The sequence below is a fragment of the Bacillus sp. GW821-FHT01G09 genome, assembly GCF_059422205.1.
The window spans coordinates 698,029-712,973 of sequence record NZ_JBWKWL010000002.1 but is presented as its reverse complement, the minus strand read 5'-3'; the positions used below and the strand labels follow the sequence as shown (position 1 = coordinate 712,973).

The 14,945-nt window shown below is 45.2% G+C and carries 15 protein-coding genes; 1 reads left to right on the top strand and 14 read right to left on the bottom strand.

What is annotated here, in order from left to right:
• Positions 1-82: 82 nt before the first annotated feature.
• The 5 genes from recG to AC07VD_RS09100 form a co-directional block, all read right to left on the bottom strand.
• A complete protein-coding gene (recG, locus tag AC07VD_RS09120; protein WP_024572417.1) occupies positions 83-2,131 on the bottom strand; it encodes an ATP-dependent DNA helicase RecG in 2,049 nt (682 codons plus the stop codon).
• Positions 2,109-3,011, bottom strand: a complete 903-nt coding sequence (sdaAA, locus tag AC07VD_RS09115; RefSeq protein ID WP_119899314.1) for an L-serine ammonia-lyase, iron-sulfur-dependent, subunit alpha — start codon at positions 3,009-3,011, stop codon at positions 2,109-2,111. Before sdaAA ends, recG begins: the two co-directional genes overlap by 23 nt.
• Positions 3,012-3,035: 24 nt before the next feature.
• Complete coding sequence (gene sdaAB / locus AC07VD_RS09110) at positions 3,036-3,698, bottom strand: L-serine ammonia-lyase, iron-sulfur-dependent subunit beta (protein WP_003232050.1); 663 nt, start codon at positions 3,696-3,698, stop codon at positions 3,036-3,038.
• Positions 3,699-3,836: 138 nt separating this feature from the next.
• Positions 3,837-5,498, bottom strand: a complete 1,662-nt coding sequence (locus tag AC07VD_RS09105; RefSeq protein WP_024572633.1) for a DAK2 domain-containing protein — start codon at positions 5,496-5,498, stop codon at positions 3,837-3,839.
• A 15-nt stretch (positions 5,499-5,513) separates the two neighbouring features.
• On the bottom strand, positions 5,514-5,876 hold the full coding sequence (locus AC07VD_RS09100) for an Asp23/Gls24 family envelope stress response protein (protein ID WP_003232054.1): 363 nt from the start codon (positions 5,874-5,876) through the stop codon (positions 5,514-5,516).
• A 276-nt stretch (positions 5,877-6,152) separates the two neighbouring features.
• On the opposite strand from AC07VD_RS09100, the gene rpmB reads away from it, so the two are divergent.
• The gene (gene rpmB / locus AC07VD_RS09095) at positions 6,153-6,341 is read left to right on the top strand and encodes a 50S ribosomal protein L28 (protein WP_003221548.1); all 189 of its coding nucleotides are present in this window, start codon (positions 6,153-6,155) and stop codon (positions 6,339-6,341) included.
• A 72-nt stretch (positions 6,342-6,413) separates the two neighbouring features.
• On the opposite strand, the gene spoVM is transcribed toward rpmB, so the two are convergent.
• The 9 genes from spoVM to fmt all read right to left on the bottom strand — a co-directional run bounded on the left by spoVM (position 6,414) and on the right by fmt (position 14,941).
• On the bottom strand, positions 6,414-6,494 hold the full coding sequence (spoVM, locus tag AC07VD_RS09090) for a stage V sporulation protein SpoVM (protein ID WP_003221545.1): 81 nt from the start codon (positions 6,492-6,494) through the stop codon (positions 6,414-6,416).
• 71 nt (positions 6,495-6,565) lie between these two features.
• Positions 6,566-7,210, bottom strand: coding sequence for a thiamine diphosphokinase (locus tag AC07VD_RS09085; protein WP_124059846.1), 645 nt, complete (start codon positions 7,208-7,210; stop codon positions 6,566-6,568).
• Positions 7,211-7,282: 72 nt separating this feature from the next.
• Positions 7,283-7,936, bottom strand: a complete 654-nt coding sequence (gene rpe / locus AC07VD_RS09080; RefSeq protein WP_003232058.1) for a ribulose-phosphate 3-epimerase — start codon at positions 7,934-7,936, stop codon at positions 7,283-7,285.
• A gap of 4 nt (positions 7,937-7,940) precedes the next feature.
• A complete protein-coding gene (gene rsgA, locus AC07VD_RS09075; protein WP_003232060.1) occupies positions 7,941-8,837 on the bottom strand; it encodes a ribosome small subunit-dependent GTPase A in 897 nt (298 codons plus the stop codon).
• Positions 8,838-8,851: 14 nt separating this feature from the next.
• A complete protein-coding gene (gene prkC, locus AC07VD_RS09070; protein ID WP_124059845.1) occupies positions 8,852-10,798 on the bottom strand; it encodes a serine/threonine protein kinase PrkC in 1,947 nt (648 codons plus the stop codon).
• Complete coding sequence (prpC, locus tag AC07VD_RS09065; protein WP_014479762.1) at positions 10,792-11,556, bottom strand: protein-serine/threonine phosphatase PrpC; 765 nt, start codon at positions 11,554-11,556, stop codon at positions 10,792-10,794. The genes prkC and prpC overlap by 7 nt, the downstream gene beginning before the upstream one ends.
• Before the next feature lie 6 nt (positions 11,557-11,562).
• Positions 11,563-12,654, bottom strand: coding sequence for a dual-specificity RNA methyltransferase RlmN (gene rlmN / locus AC07VD_RS09060; RefSeq protein ID WP_014476780.1), 1,092 nt, complete (start codon positions 12,652-12,654; stop codon positions 11,563-11,565).
• Positions 12,655-12,657: 3 nt separating this feature from the next.
• Positions 12,658-14,001, bottom strand: coding sequence for a 16S rRNA (cytosine(967)-C(5))-methyltransferase RsmB (gene rsmB, locus AC07VD_RS09055; protein WP_124059844.1), 1,344 nt, complete (start codon positions 13,999-14,001; stop codon positions 12,658-12,660).
• Positions 13,988-14,941, bottom strand: a complete 954-nt coding sequence (gene fmt / locus AC07VD_RS09050) for a methionyl-tRNA formyltransferase (RefSeq protein WP_124059843.1) — start codon at positions 14,939-14,941, stop codon at positions 13,988-13,990. The genes rsmB and fmt overlap by 14 nt, the downstream gene beginning before the upstream one ends.
• Positions 14,942-14,945: the final 4 nt, after the last annotated feature.

Sequence of the window (14,945 nt, the reverse complement as noted above, 5' to 3'; positions counted from 1 at the left end):
ACTAGGTACTAATAGTAGTATATAATTTCATAGATTGGAATGCAACGATTGTTTCTGGCTGAACACCAAAAACTTCTGATACTCAGCTTAATTTTTCCCCGTCCATTACTCCGCTCTTCAGCAATTCATCTCTTAACACAGCGTATTCCGGCTCCTTCCAGAACGCGTCAGAAGCCACAAGATTCGCAGCATCCTGCCTTGCCGTTTCAAGCGCTCTGTAATCATGAACCATGTCCGCCACTTTAAATTCCGGCATTCCGCTTTGTTTTTTCCCGAAGAAATCACCGGGACCTCTCAGTTCCAGATCCTTTTCAGACAGCTCGAAACCGTCATTGGTCTCCGACATGATCCTCATCCGTTCTTTCCCTGTTTCTGATTTTGGATCAGCCATCAGAATACAGAAAGATTGATGCTCACCCCGTCCAACACGGCCGCGCAGCTGGTGAAGCTGTGATAGCCCGAAACGGTCGGCGTCATAAATCACCATAATCGTTGCATTCGGAACATTCACGCCAACCTCCACAACAGTGGTTGATACGAGAATTTGACAGTGATTTGCGCTGAATTCTCTCATGACCTGGTCTTTTTCATCGGAATGCAGCTTTCCATGCATAAGGCCGACATTCCATTTTCCCCGAAAAATATCAGAAAGCATATTGTACACGTCAATGGCGTTTTGCACATCAAGCTTGTCTGATTCTTCAATCAGCGGACAGATGATATAAGCCTGCCTGCCTTGCTTTAATTCTTTTTCGACAAATGCCAAAATACGATCCAGCATGTCATGTTTTACCCAATAGGTTTCAATTCTCTTTCGTCCAGCCGGCATCTCATCGATGACAGATACATCCATTTCACCGAACACTGTGATCGCTAATGTTCTTGGGATTGGAGTGGCTGTCATAAAGAGAACATCGGGATCCTGCCCTTTGTTCCGAAGCTTTTTGCGCTGCTCAACTCCAAATCTGTGCTGTTCATCAGTAATAACGAGACTCAGCGCCTTAAACTCCACCTCGTCTTGGATTAAAGCGTGGGTTCCTACAAGAATATCAATCTCACCCGCCGCAAGACGCTCAAGCAGTTCTTTTCGCCGCTTCCCTTTAACAGAGCTTGTCAAAAGAGCAACGTTGACGTCCCATTTTTCAAATAGCGAAACGAGCGAATCAGCATGCTGCTCGGCCAGAATTTCTGTCGGCACCATGAGCGCTCCTTGGTATCCGGATAGGATCGCGGCATACAGTGCAATGGCGGCGACTGCCGTTTTTCCTGATCCAACGTCCCCTTGAAGAAGACGGTTCATTCTGTATGGAGAAGACATGTCTGCTGTTATTTCGCGAAGAACGCGTGACTGGGCGTTTGTGAGGGGAAACGGGAGGCTTTTGATAAATCTCATGAGTTCTTCGTTTGAAAAACGCTGCCGTATCCCTTGTGTCTGCTCTCTTTCCGCCTTTCGGAACGCCTGCATTTTCAACTGAAACAACAAAAATTCTTCATAAACAAACCGCCGTCTGGCAAGCTTTAATGCTTCCCTTGTTTCAGGCTGGTGCATTGCTTTTAACGCTTGATAATAGTCAGGCAGTTTATAGCTTTTTCTTAGCTTTTCCGGAAGAGGATCAGGAAGTGAGTCTGCATATTGGGTCAGCGCCTGCTGAATAAAGCGCCTCATCATTTTGACGGTAACATTTTCTTTCACAGAATACACTGGTTCAATGCTTTTGTCTTCTTGATGCGGCCCGTTTTTCAACTCCTGAACAGAGATGGTTTGGCGGTGCTTGTCCCATTTACCTGAAACCGTCACCACAGAGCCGAGCGAAAGCTTCTTCTTCAAATAAGGCCGGTTAAAACATACGGCTGTGATTAAATAGTGGCCGACCAGAAGCCTGAATGTCAGCCTGTTTCGTTTTTTTCCGTAATAGGTAAGAGAAGGCTCTGAATGAACCTTCCCTTCGACTGTGACTCTTTCATCATGCTTTACTTCTTCTAAATCCCTCAGCTCGTAGTCATCATAGCGATAAGGGAAATAATTCAGAAGATCAGAAATGTCATAAATACCGAGTTCGTGTAATGTTTTTTCTGTTTCCGGCCCAATACCCTTAATGTTAGCTATACTAGTTTGCTGATGTTGTTTCACGTGAACCTAGCGCTCCTCCGAAAATTTTTTTCTCTAATTCTCTTCCTGTCGGTGTTGCCGCTAAACCGCCTTGGCCTGTTTCTCTAAGTGCAGTTGGCATCGTTTGGCCTATTTTATACATGGCATCGATAACCTCATCACATGGAATACGGCTTGTAATGCCCGCCAATGCCATATCAGCGGCAATCATTGCATTTGACGCGCCCATCGCATTCCGTTTCACGCAAGGCACCTCAACAAGCCCTGCAACAGGGTCGCACACGAGGCCTAGCATATTTTTTAATGTAATGGCCATGGCCTCCGCGCTTTGTTCGGGTGTTCCTCCTGCCATTTCAACAATGGCCGCAGCCGCCATGCCTGAAGCTGATCCAACCTCTGCCTGACATCCTCCGGCGGCGCCGGAAATACTTGCGTTATTAGCCACGACAAATCCGAAAGCCCCGGCTGTAAACAAAAAGCGGATCATTTGTTCTCTTGTTGGATTCAGCTTTTCTTTTACAGCAAATAACGTACCGGGCACCACACCGGCAGAACCTGCAGTCGGTGTCGCACAGATGGTTCCCATTGCTGCATTTACTTCATTAGTTGCAACGGCTTTCGATACAGCATCTAAAATCAGCGGGCCAGACAGGCTTTTTCCTGATTGAATATAGGCCTGCAATTTAACGGCATCTCCGCCTGTTAAGCCCGTTTGGCTCGTAACTCCCTCGAGTCCTTTCTGAACCGCCGCTTCCATAACAGACAGGTTATGATCCATCTGCTGAAAAATGTCCTCTTTTGTTTTTTCTGTTACTTCCATCTCTTGCGCTATCATCACATCAGAGATCAATATTTGTTTTTCTTTAGTAATCTCAATTAATTCTTTTACATTACGAAACATAACTGGCTCCTCCTGACCCTTTCGCTAGTCAGCAATCTTTGTCACTTGAATAATATTCGGCAGCTTCGACAGCTCGTCGAGAATGTGGTCGTCAATATTTTGATCGACCTCTATTGTCATCAGCGCAAGCTGGCCGATATCTTTCCGGGCTACTTCCATATGTCCTACGTTGATTGAAAATTTCGCCAGAACATTGGCAACACCGGCAATTGTGCCAAATTTGTCATTATGAACAACTAATATGGCCGGATGATTTCCTGACAGCCGGAGCTCAAAACCATTCAATTCTGTGATTTCAATCTTTCCTCCGCCAATCGAAATACCCGTCAGTTCCAGCTCACCTTTTTCATCAGAAATGGTGATTTTTGCTGTGTTCGGATGGACCGGGACTGCGTCTTCTACCCGAAACTCTATATCAATTCCTTTAGCTTCTGCAATTTGTATAGCGGTTTTAATCCGTTCGTCGAATGTATCAAAATCAAGCAATCCGCCGATAATCGCGACATCTGTGCCGTGGCCCTTATACGTTTCCGCAAACGAGCCGTAAAAAGATACAATGATGCGCTCAGGCTCTCTGCCAAATAAACTTCTGGCCACTCTCCCGATTCTAGCAGCTCCCGCTGTATGAGAGCTGGACGGACCGATCATAACCGGGCCGATAATATCAAAAACGCTTCTGTATTTCATGCTATTCCTCCTTATGAACCAGAGCTTATTAGCGCTTTGCTTCTAGACTAATTGATCAGATATAAAATGGCAAGCGGACGCGTTACAGCGCTGCCGCACTTAAAAGCAGACATAAGAATAGAAGGGCAATTTGCCCTTCTATTCTGCAGAAACTATATACGAATACAGAGGCTGTTTCCCATTGTGGATCTCAACCTCAATCTCCTCGTACTTTTCACTGAGAAACGCTTCAAGCTGCTCAGCTTCTTCCTGAGACGCATCCTCACCATATAGAATGGTCACGATTTCATCATCTTCTCCGATCATTTCTGACAGCAGCATTTTCGCGGCTGACAGCTGATTTTCAGAAGTGCCGATAATCGTTCCATTCAGAATGCCCATAAAGTCGCCTTTTTTAATATCTTTACCGTCAATATGAGTATCTCTGACTGAGAACGTCACCTGTCCGCTTTTTACTTGCTGAATGGCGCTTAGCATATTGGCCTCGTTCGCTTCAGCTGCTTGATCCGGGTTAAAAGCCAGCAGGGCTGACATCCCTTGCGGAACCGTTTTAGCAGGAATGACAAAAACCTGTTCATCCACTACGCTGGCCGCTTGGTTAGCAGCCATGATAATGTTGGAGTTGTTAGGCAGGATAAATACCGTATCTGCATTTACAGACTTCACGGCATCAACAATATCCTCAGTGCTTGGGTTCATGGTCTGGCCGCCTTCGATCACAACAGAAGCGCCAATGCTTTTGAATAGGTCTGAAATTCCTTCTCCCATCGCCACAGTCACAATGCCATACGGCTGTTTTGCCGGCGGTGTTTCGTTGTCTGCAGGTTTGCTTTCTTGACTGATGATAGAGGTATGCTGTTCTCTCATATTTTCTATTTTTATTTTGATCAATTCACCGTAATGCTGGGCGTAGTTTAACACGTTTCCCGGCTCTTCAGCATGAATATGAACCTTCGCCAGCGATTCATCCGCAATCACAAGCAGAGAATCTCCAAACTGGCTGAGGTCTTGCCTGAACGTACCTTCGTCGAACTCTCTTTTTGTCTGATCAAGCCTAACCATCACTTCAGTACAGAATCCAAATTCAATATCTTCGGTATTCATCATGCTTTGCGCGCTCTTGTGATGCTCTGCGCTGACCATGTCGTCAAGTGACGGAAGAACTGCTTTCTGAGGTACAGTTTCACCTTTTAATGAAGCAAGGAAACCTTCATACACACAGAGCAGGCCTTTGCCCCCGCTATCGACAACTCCTACTTCCTTTAGGACAGGTAGCAATTCAGGGGTGCGGTTTAAAGACGCCTCTGCTTCTTCTGTCACTGCAATCATCAGCGCAGTGATATCGGTTTCTTTTTCTGCTAAGATCATCGCTTTTTTTGCAGCGTCTTTTGCAACTGTTAAAATGGTGCCCTCTACAGGTTTCATGACAGCTTTATACGCCATGTCTACACCTGCTTGCAGCGCAGCGGCAAACTCAAGTGCATTAATTTCTTTTTTCGTTTCAATGCTTTTGCTAAATCCGCGGAACAATTGGGATAGGATAACTCCTGAATTTCCGCGTGCTCCCATGAGCAGCCCTTTAGATAACGCGGAGCCCACCTTCCCGATATCATCCGTATCCATTTGTTCAACTTCTCTTGCTCCGGAAGTCATCGACAGGTTCATATTTGTTCCCGTATCACCGTCCGGCACCGGAAACACGTTCAGTGCATCAACTGCACTGGCGTTTTGAGACAGATTCTGCGCTCCCGCAAGAATCATCTCGGCAAAGGTTCTGCCGTCTAATGTTCTGATAGACAATCCTACTCCTCCTAACTACGGGTTCGTCACTCGTACGCCTTGGACATAAATATTGACAGAGTCCACTGCCAGTCCGATGGTTTGATTTACTGTGTACTTTACTTTTGTTTGGACATTATGTGCCACTTCAGAAATTTTCGTGCCGTAGCTGACAATGATATACATGTCGATATGTATCTGTTCTCCTTCTTGGCGAACTTGGACACCCCTGCTGAAATTCTCTTTCCGAAGGATTTCAGTCAGTCCGTCTTTAATCTGGTTTTTAGAGGCCATGCCGACAATGCCGTAACAGTCAACCGCCGCGCCTCCTGCAACCATCGCGATGACTTCATTAGATATATCAATCTGTCCGTACTTCGTTCTTAATTCAATGGACACACTAGTTCCTCCTTCGAATGCATAGAGTTACAGCTATTCTACTATATGGTTTCCATTATGAAAAGACCAGGCAATAATCGCTGGCCGTACCTCTACATATACTATAGCGCTGCTGTTTCCGCAAGATGTCAAGTGAATTTTCTTGAAAGATGATGAAACAATAGTTGCAAACGTTTTTTAGCTGTGGTAAATTATTTAAAGTATCCATATCGAAAGCATCTAAGATTATATGAATGTTAAAAAGTAGATGTTTTGTGCAAGTGAGGAGGGAAACAAATGGCACGTAAATGCGTTATCACAGGTAAAAAAACAACAGCTGGGAATAACCGTTCTCACGCAATGAACGCTTCTAAGCGCACTTGGGGCGCGAATCTTCAAAAGGTTCGTATCCTTGTGAACGGAAAACCTAAAAAAGTATATGTATCTGCTCGAGCTTTGAAATCCGGTAAAGTTGAGCGTGTATAACAAAATGAACGCCTGCCCCGATATGTGGCAGGCGTTTTTATGTGGTGAAAGAGGGCTTTGAACCCCTGGGCATTAATCTTTTCTAAATGAGCCCAGCATCGCCCGGACAATTCCTCCTAAAAACTTCGGCAATTTAATGGTGTAAAATTTCATTTTTGTCCCCTCCTATAACGTCCCGTAACCGCCTTGTTCATTGTTTTCAGCAATTGAATGAAAGCACATGCTTAATCCGTGCTTCTTATCATTATTAATATGCCTTTTGCAAACGAAAAAGTACCTCGTGAATGAATGAGTTCGTTACTAATACATAGTGTTGAACCGAGCGTAATATGACAATTATTTAGAGGATATTTAAAACCGGTCAGGGTCAGCCCATGTATGTCTTCGGAAAACGGTATGAAGGAGATATATCGCTTATTTTCATCCTTCTCAATATCATATTCACCAGGAGGGAACATTTGAATATGATTTTGTTTGTCTATCAGCCTAATTTTTATGTCCGTTTTTACACCTCTATACAGAAGCTGAATGTTTCCTAAAAAATGATCAGCTCTGCCGCCTGTAATGCCGAAAATCTGAATAATATCCGGCTGCTTTTCCAGCGCCCAATCAAGGGCGAGGTCTAAATCTGTTTGATCTTTTTCTGCTTGATACACATGAAGGGCGGGAGCGGCTTTTTCTATTCGCCGGCGTTCTTGCTCTGTTATGCTGTCAAAATCTCCGAAGGCTTCAACAGGAATGATCCCGGCATCTAAGAGAGTGACGGTGCCTTTGTCAACACCGATCCAAAGCGTGTGTTCATCCGTATAGCCGGTTAGATCGGGAATGAGATTTTTCGGGCCTCCCGCAACGATATTAATTGTTTTCATCTCTGATTCCTTTCTCTGCATACAGGAAAAAGAGCTTAGGCTATTGTATGCCCAGCTCTTTTCTAAAGCTGCTTATTTACTTCCTCTGATTTCAGAAATTGCTTTTTTGCGGTCAGACTGGCCATAAACAGCTGAACCGGCAACGAGTAAATTTGCGCCCGCTTCAATGACGAGCGGAGCGGTTTCTTTGTTGACGCCGCCGTCTACTTCAATTAACAGGTCTTTTTTTCCTTTTTCATCCGCCATTCGCTTAACCTCTTTTATTTTAGGAAGGACTGAATGAATAAATTTCTGCCCGCCGAAGCCCGGGTTCACCGTCATTAAAAGAACAAGATCAAGATCGTCGAAAACATGCTCGATGACTTGTACAGGAGTATGCGGGTTTAGAACTACTCCGGCCTTCACTCCTTGCTCTTTAATGAGCTGGATGGTACGGTGCAGGTGTGGACATGCCTCAGCATGCACAGACAGGATATCTGCGCCTGCTTTCGCAAAAGCCGGGATATAACGATCCGGCTCTTCTATCATTAAATGGACATCAAGCGGCAGATCCGTTACCGGCCGGACCGCTTCTACAATCAGCGGACCGATTGTGATATTCGGGACAAAATGGCCGTCCATAACATCAATATGAATACAATCGGCTCCGCCTTTTTCTACATCTTTAATCTCATTGCCTAAAGCGGCAAAATCAGCGGAAAGAATAGATGGTGCAACCTTTATCATTATGCTAATACCTCGGCTTTCTGTCTTTAATCTCCGTCATAAATTCAACATAATGGTCATAGCGATACTGCTTTAATTCCCCGTCTTCAACAGCTTGTTTCACCGCACATTTCGGCTCTTTCAGATGTAAACAGCCTCTAAATTTGCATGAAGAGCTTTTTTCTCTGATATCAGGGAAGGTATAGCCCAGCTCTTCTTCCTCAATGTCTGTAAATTCAAGCGAGCTGAATCCCGGTGTATCTGCAACCAAACCTCCGGACGTGTGAATCAGCTCTACGTGGCGGGTTGTGTGTTTCCCGCGGCCCAAATGCTCGGAAATCTCGTTTGTTCTTAATCCGAGCTCCGGACTGATCGCGTTGAGAAGCGAAGATTTCCCAACACCGGACTGACCGGCAAATACCGTTGTTTTATCCTGAAAATGCGGGATGATGTCCGCTAAACTGTCTTGGTCCTTAGAGGAGGTAAGGTATACGTCATAACCAATATTCCGATAGTCTTCTGCATAGGCTTGTATCGTATCTTCTGTATCTTGATCTTCAATCAGATCCATTTTAGTAATGCATATAATCGGCTGAATATCATTGGCCTCAACGAGAACCAGGAAGCGGTCGAGCAATGCCGTGCTGAAAGAAGGCTGAACCGCTGAGAAAACAAGGACCGCTTGATCAACGTTGCAAATTGGCGGCCTGATAAGCTCGTTGGTTCTTTCTTTAATTTCCATTAGATACCCTTCTTTGTCATTTTCAGCTTGATACACAACGTAATCACCGACAAGAGGGGTAATTTTGTTTTTTCTGAAAATGCCTCTTCCTCTGCATTGTATTACTTTATCTGAATCCTCTGATTCATCCAGTACATAGTAAAAGCCGCTTAGCGCCTTAATAATTTTGCCCTCAGGCATATTTTCCCTCCTTGTTATTCATCTTTCGGATACTCAATGGTTTTGTAGCTGACAACTTTATTGTTTACCATTACTTGATAGTACCCTTTTTGGCCGGGTTCAATCTTTAGTTCGATCGTTCGTTCAGTCGGCTCTTTTATCTTAAATTCTTCGTAAGTGTCAGAGATGCTGTGATCCGCATCGTCAACCGCGATTTGCACTTGAAGCTCGTCCCCTTCATTTTCTGGTTCGTAGGGGATCTTGACCTTTTCTTTCACTGTTTTCGCAGGTTTTTTCTCTGGTCCGAGAGAGAACGTCACTTCAACTTCGTTTCCCGGCTTTACTGCCGTACCTGCTGCTGGTTTTTGTTTGACAACCTGTCCTTCTGGAACATCATCTGAGTATGCTTCTTTTTCTACAAGCTTTAATCCGTTGTCTTCCAGATATCCAGACGCTGCTTCTTTACTGTAGGTTTTCAAGTCTCTAAGCGTAATGTCTTCGGGTCCGATACTGACTGTAAGTTTGACTTGATCTTCACTTGGGACAAGCTCAGTCCCTGCTGAAGGATTTTGGTCAATGACAGTGCCCGCGTTTTTCTCGTCATTCACTTCATTTACCGTTACATGTTTAAACCCTTGGTCCTTCAACGCTTTTTTTGCCTGGTCGACCGTTTGGCCTGTCACATCACCGATCTCCGTTTTTGCTTTTCCGGTGCTCTTATAAAGGGTGACCGTGGCGCCTTCTTTGACTGTGGTATCCGCTTTAGGATCCGTTTTTACCATCAGGCCCTCTTCAATTTTTTCATCTGAGATTTCCAACACCTCGGAATCAACCTGTAAACCTTCTTTTTCCAAGAGCCCTGCGGCTTTTTCGTATTCCATTCCGGAGACATCAGGTAATTTGACATCCTTAGGCATGAAAAGCGACGGAAAAACAGTGACAGCAAGAATTCCAGCTGTGATAAAAACGAGGCATATCGTGAGCAAAACCCACGGCCACTTTTTTCTTTTGCCGTTCTTCTTTGTTTTGTTTTCTTGTGCGGTTGTCACTTCAGCTTCTTTTTCGCCAGCAGCTTTAGCGAGTTCTTCATCTTTAATGATAGGTATCGCTTTTGTCATTTCTTCATCTTCTTGAATCGTAAATCTCTTTTCATTGAGTCTGTCGGCATCAAAAGCTGTTTTTATGTCTGCTTCCATGTCTTCAGCCGTTTCGTAGCGATGAAAAGGATCTTTGGCAGTTGCCTTGAGTATGATGTTTTCAACGCTTTGGGGGACCGATGGATTCCACCTTTTTGCCGAAGGAGTTTCCGCTTGAAGATGCTTCAAGGCGATGCTGACTGCTGACTCTCCATCAAACGGAATACGGCCGGTTAAAAGCTCAAATAGAACGATTCCAAGCGCATAAATATCCGATTTCTTTGTGGCTAAGCCGCCCCGGGCCTGTTCAGGTGATAAGTAATGGACCGAGCCCAGAACTGAATTGGTATGGGTGATTGTGGTCGAACTTAGTGCCGTCGCAATTCCAAAATCCGTTACTTTGATATTTCCCATATGATCAATCAAAATGTTATGCGGCTTGATGTCTCTGTGAACAATCTGGTTTTGATGGGCATGAGCGATGGCTGAGACAATTTGCTCCATGATGTTCAGCGCTTCTTTAGGGTGAAGCGGCCCATTTGCTGTTATGTATTCTTTAAGCGTCATGCCTTCAACGTATTCCATGACAATATAATAAATATCATCTTCCTCGCCCAAATCATAAATGCTGACAATATTCGGGTGATCGAGGCTTGATGCGGATTGGGCTTCTCTGCGGAAACGCCTGATAAATTCATTGTCATTTGCATAGTCAAACCGCAGGATTTTAATTGCGACTTCACGGTCTAGAATGATATCCTCAGCTAAATACACGTTGGCCATTCCCCCGCCGCCTATAACGCGGAGAATTTGGTAACGCCCGCTGATCCGCTTGCCGATTAGCACTGATCTTCACCCTCTTCAACTTGTAAAGCAAGCTCAAGCAAAACTGCTGTAATGTTGTCTTCCCCGCCATTCTGATTGGCTTTGTCCACAAGCAGGTTTACTTTTTCCTGAGGAGCTGAATCGCTTTGCAGGATGTCTTTTAATTCAGTGCCTTCCACTTTATTCGTCAGTCCGTCAGAACATAGAAGCAGTTTGTCTCCGGGTTCTATATCAAAGGAACGGGTGTCAATGCTGACTGACTGGTCTGTTCCAAGCGCCTTCGTCAACACATTTTTTCGAGGATGATGTTCAGCGTCTTCTCTGGAGATCTCTCCAGTGCGAACCAGTTCATTTACAAGCGAATGGTCTTCTGTCACTTGAACGAAATCATCGTCCTGAAGCAAATAGCATCTGCTGTCTCCGATATGGGCAACAGAAACCGTTTTCCCCGTAAAAAGTGCACATACAATCGTCGTCCCCATGCCTTGGCATTCTTCGTGGGCTTGAGCGTGATCGTATATTTTGCTGTTTACCGAAAGAATCTGTTCAATGAGCCATTTTTCACATTCCGAGGGCGCAGTTGGAATCGTCTCTGCTTCATTCCATTTCTCCCCCATGGCTTTCACAGCCATCTTGCTCGCAACATCTCCAGCAAGATGGCCGCCCATGCCATCAGCGACAACCGCTAATATAAATTCATCTTTCCCCTTGAATATCCCCGCATCATCTTCATTATGCTGGCGGATTTTTCCTGTATCTGTTTTTAAGGCTGTTAACAACCCTCATCACCTCGTCTCGTCTTGACGCTCCTTCGCGCGAAGCTGACCGCAGGCTGCGTCAATGTCATGTCCTTGCTCTCTTCGGATTGTGACATTTACTCCGCGGGATTTCAGCGTTTTTTCAAAAGCAAAAATCTGATCACGCGGTGTGCGCACATAGTCCCGTTCAGGCACGTAGTTTACCGGAATCAAGTTCACGTGGCATTTGACTCCTTCCAGCAAGTCGGCAAGCTCTTCGGCGTGTTCCACCTGGTCGTTTACGCCTCCGAACAGCCCGTATTCAAAGCTGATACGGCGTCCTGTTTTATTAATATAATATTTAACGGCTTCCATTAGATCAGGCAGTTTATATGCTCTGTTAATCGGCATCAAACGGCTTCTGATTTCTGTGTTCGGCGCGTGCAGAGAAATTGCAAAGTTAATCTGCATTTGCTGATCAGCAAATTCGTAAATTTTCGGGATGATTCCACTCGTAGAGACCGTAATATGGCGAGCACCGATATTCAGGCCCTTGTCATGGTTAATGATTTTCAAGAAAGCGAGCATTTCGTTAAAGTTATCAAAAGGTTCGCCGATTCCCATGATCACTACAGAGCTGACACGTTCATCCGTTTCATCAAGAGCTTTTTGCACTTTGACTACTTGAGCGACAATTTCCCCTGCTTCAAGGTTTCGTTTTAAGCCTCCAAGCGTTGACGCGCAGAATGTGCAGCCAATACGGCAGCCGACTTGTGTCGTTACACATACAGAATTGCCATACTCGTGTCTCATTAAAACGGTTTCGATGGTATAACCGTCATGAAGCTCAAACAAAAATTTCATCGTACCGTCTTGAGAGGTTTGTTTAACAGCCGTTTTCAGTGTTGTTAACACAAAGTGAGTGTTTAATTTCTCACGCAGATCCTTTGAGAGGTTTGTCATTTCTTCAAAAGAAGATACGCGTTTTTCATATAGCCATTCAAAGATCTGAGCCGCACGGAACGGTTTCTCTCCGTTGTCTGTCAGCCATTGTTTAATTTCATCTAATTCAAAAGAATAAATAGACGGACGCTCTGTCCGCAATTCTTTTCTTACTTTTGTTTTATTAAGTTCTGCCATTGCTTATCCCTTCTTTCTCATGCTGCAAATAAAGAAACCATCTGTTCCGAAATAATGAGGAAGGATTTGAAGCCTTCCATCCCGAACAAAGGGTCTCACCTTTTCAGGCAGCCGCTTTTCAAGAGACAAATCGGGTTCAAAATCAGGATGTTCTTGTATAAACGCATGTATTACTTCATCATTTTCTGTCCGGTCCATTGTACACGTACTGTAGACAAGAGTGCCACCTTTTTTTACTAATGGTGCGATTTCCCTCAAGATCGACAGCTGGATTTCAGCTAGACGAGCGCTGTCGTCAGGCTTTTTCGTGTATTTCATGTCCGGCTTTCTTCTGATAACACCGAAACCTGAGCACGGGGCATCGACCAATATTCGGTCAAACTGTTCGTTTTCAAACGTTTCCCCTGCTTTTCTTGCATCCATTGTTTCCGCATGAATGATTGTCAGGCCAAGCCGATCTGCCGCTTCTTTGATTAGCTTCACTTTATGTTTGTGAAGATCAAGCGACGTAACGCTCCCCTTGTTCTTCATTAATTCTGCGATATGAGCCGACTTTCCGCCAGGCGCCGCACACGCGTCAAGCACTGTTTCATCAGGCTTAGGGTCAAGGGCGCGGGCGACGAGCATGGAGCTCTCATCCTGGATGGAAACTTCGCCGTTTTGGAAGAAATGAGTTCCGGCAATTGTTCCCTTTAAGAGCTTCACAGCATCTTCAGCGAGGTCGCCTTTTTCAACTTCGATTCCCTCAGCAGCCATTTGGTCAAGCAGCTCAGCTCTGTCTGCTTTCATTTGATTGACACGCAGCGTCTGCTTCGGCGGAATGAGATGGATGCGGCAAATCTTTTCCGCAGCTTCAAATCCATACGCATCCGCCCACTCTTTCACAAGCCATTCCGGATGGCTTGTTTCTGTCGCCAGCCGGCGTACAGGATCTTCGATCGCGTCAAAGGATGGAACACCCTCGCGCTGAATAGAACGGAGCACGCCGTTGACAAATGAAGCAATGCCTTTGTGTCCGCGGATTTTAGCAATCTCAACCGCTTCATGGATGGCTGCCCTGTCTGGAATCTTCTCTAAATACTCCATTTGATATAAGGATAGGCGAAGTAGCTGAATCACCCACGCCTTTACCTTTTGAGGCTTATTGATAAACAGTTTAAGCATATAATCAAGCGCGATCTTATTTTGTAATGTACCATAGACAAGTTCAGTCAAAAGCCCTCTGTCCTGATCACTCAGTTCATTTGATTTAATGACCGATTTCAGCAGCAGGTTGCTGTATGCCTGGTTTTGTTCTAATTTGATCAGCGCCTCAAGGGCGATGTCACGAACACTAGTTTTTTTCATTGTTTACTCCTAACACATCACCGGCTTCAACATGAGCGCCTCGCACAAAGTCCTCGCCTTTCATGCGTTTTTTGCCGGCCGGCTGAAGTTCGGTTAATAACAGAGCCGTCTCGTTACCTGTGGCAACGATAATCCCTTCCTTTTCCACCGCAACGACTGTGCCGGGCTCAGCTTTGGTTGGTGCGGGTGTTTTTTTCGACGCCCATACTTTCAAGTTTTGTCCGTTTAGAGTCGTATAAGCAACAGGCCAAGGATTTAAGCCGCGGATCTGGTTGTAAAGCTCTTCGCCCGTTCTGGACCAGTCGAGAAGCTCTTGCTCTCTTTTGATATTAGGCGCGTATGTCGCTTTCTCTTCATCCTGCTTTTCAGGTGAAATGCTGCCGGCAATAACGTTTGGAACCGTTTCAGACAATAGCTTCGCGCCAGCAACGCTTAATTTATCGTGCAGTGTTCCGACATTGTCGGTTTCTTCAATGTCCACTTCCACTTTTGAGATCATATCGCCCGCATCCAATTTTTCTACCATATACATAATGGTAACCCCGGTTTTCTTCTTTCCCTGCAGAATGGAATAATGGATCGGAGCACCGCCACGCAGTTCCGGCAAAAGGGATGCGTGAACGTTAATGCAGCCGTATTTTGGACTGTCGAGAAGCTCTTTAGGCAAAATTTGTCCGAATGCCGCCGTTACAATCAGGTCAGGCTTTAATGCCAGCACTTTCTCAATTTCTTCTGTCAATCTGACTTTTTCCGGCTGAAGAACCGGGATGCCGTGGCGCAATGCCTCTTCCTTGACCGGAGGAGGTGTCAGTACTTTTTTTCTGCCCTTCGGACGGTCCGGCTGTGTGACGACCCCCACTACTTCATACCCGTCCTCAATCAGGGTTCTTAAAACAGGAACTGAAAAATCCGGCGTTCCCATAAATATGATTCTCGTCATCAAA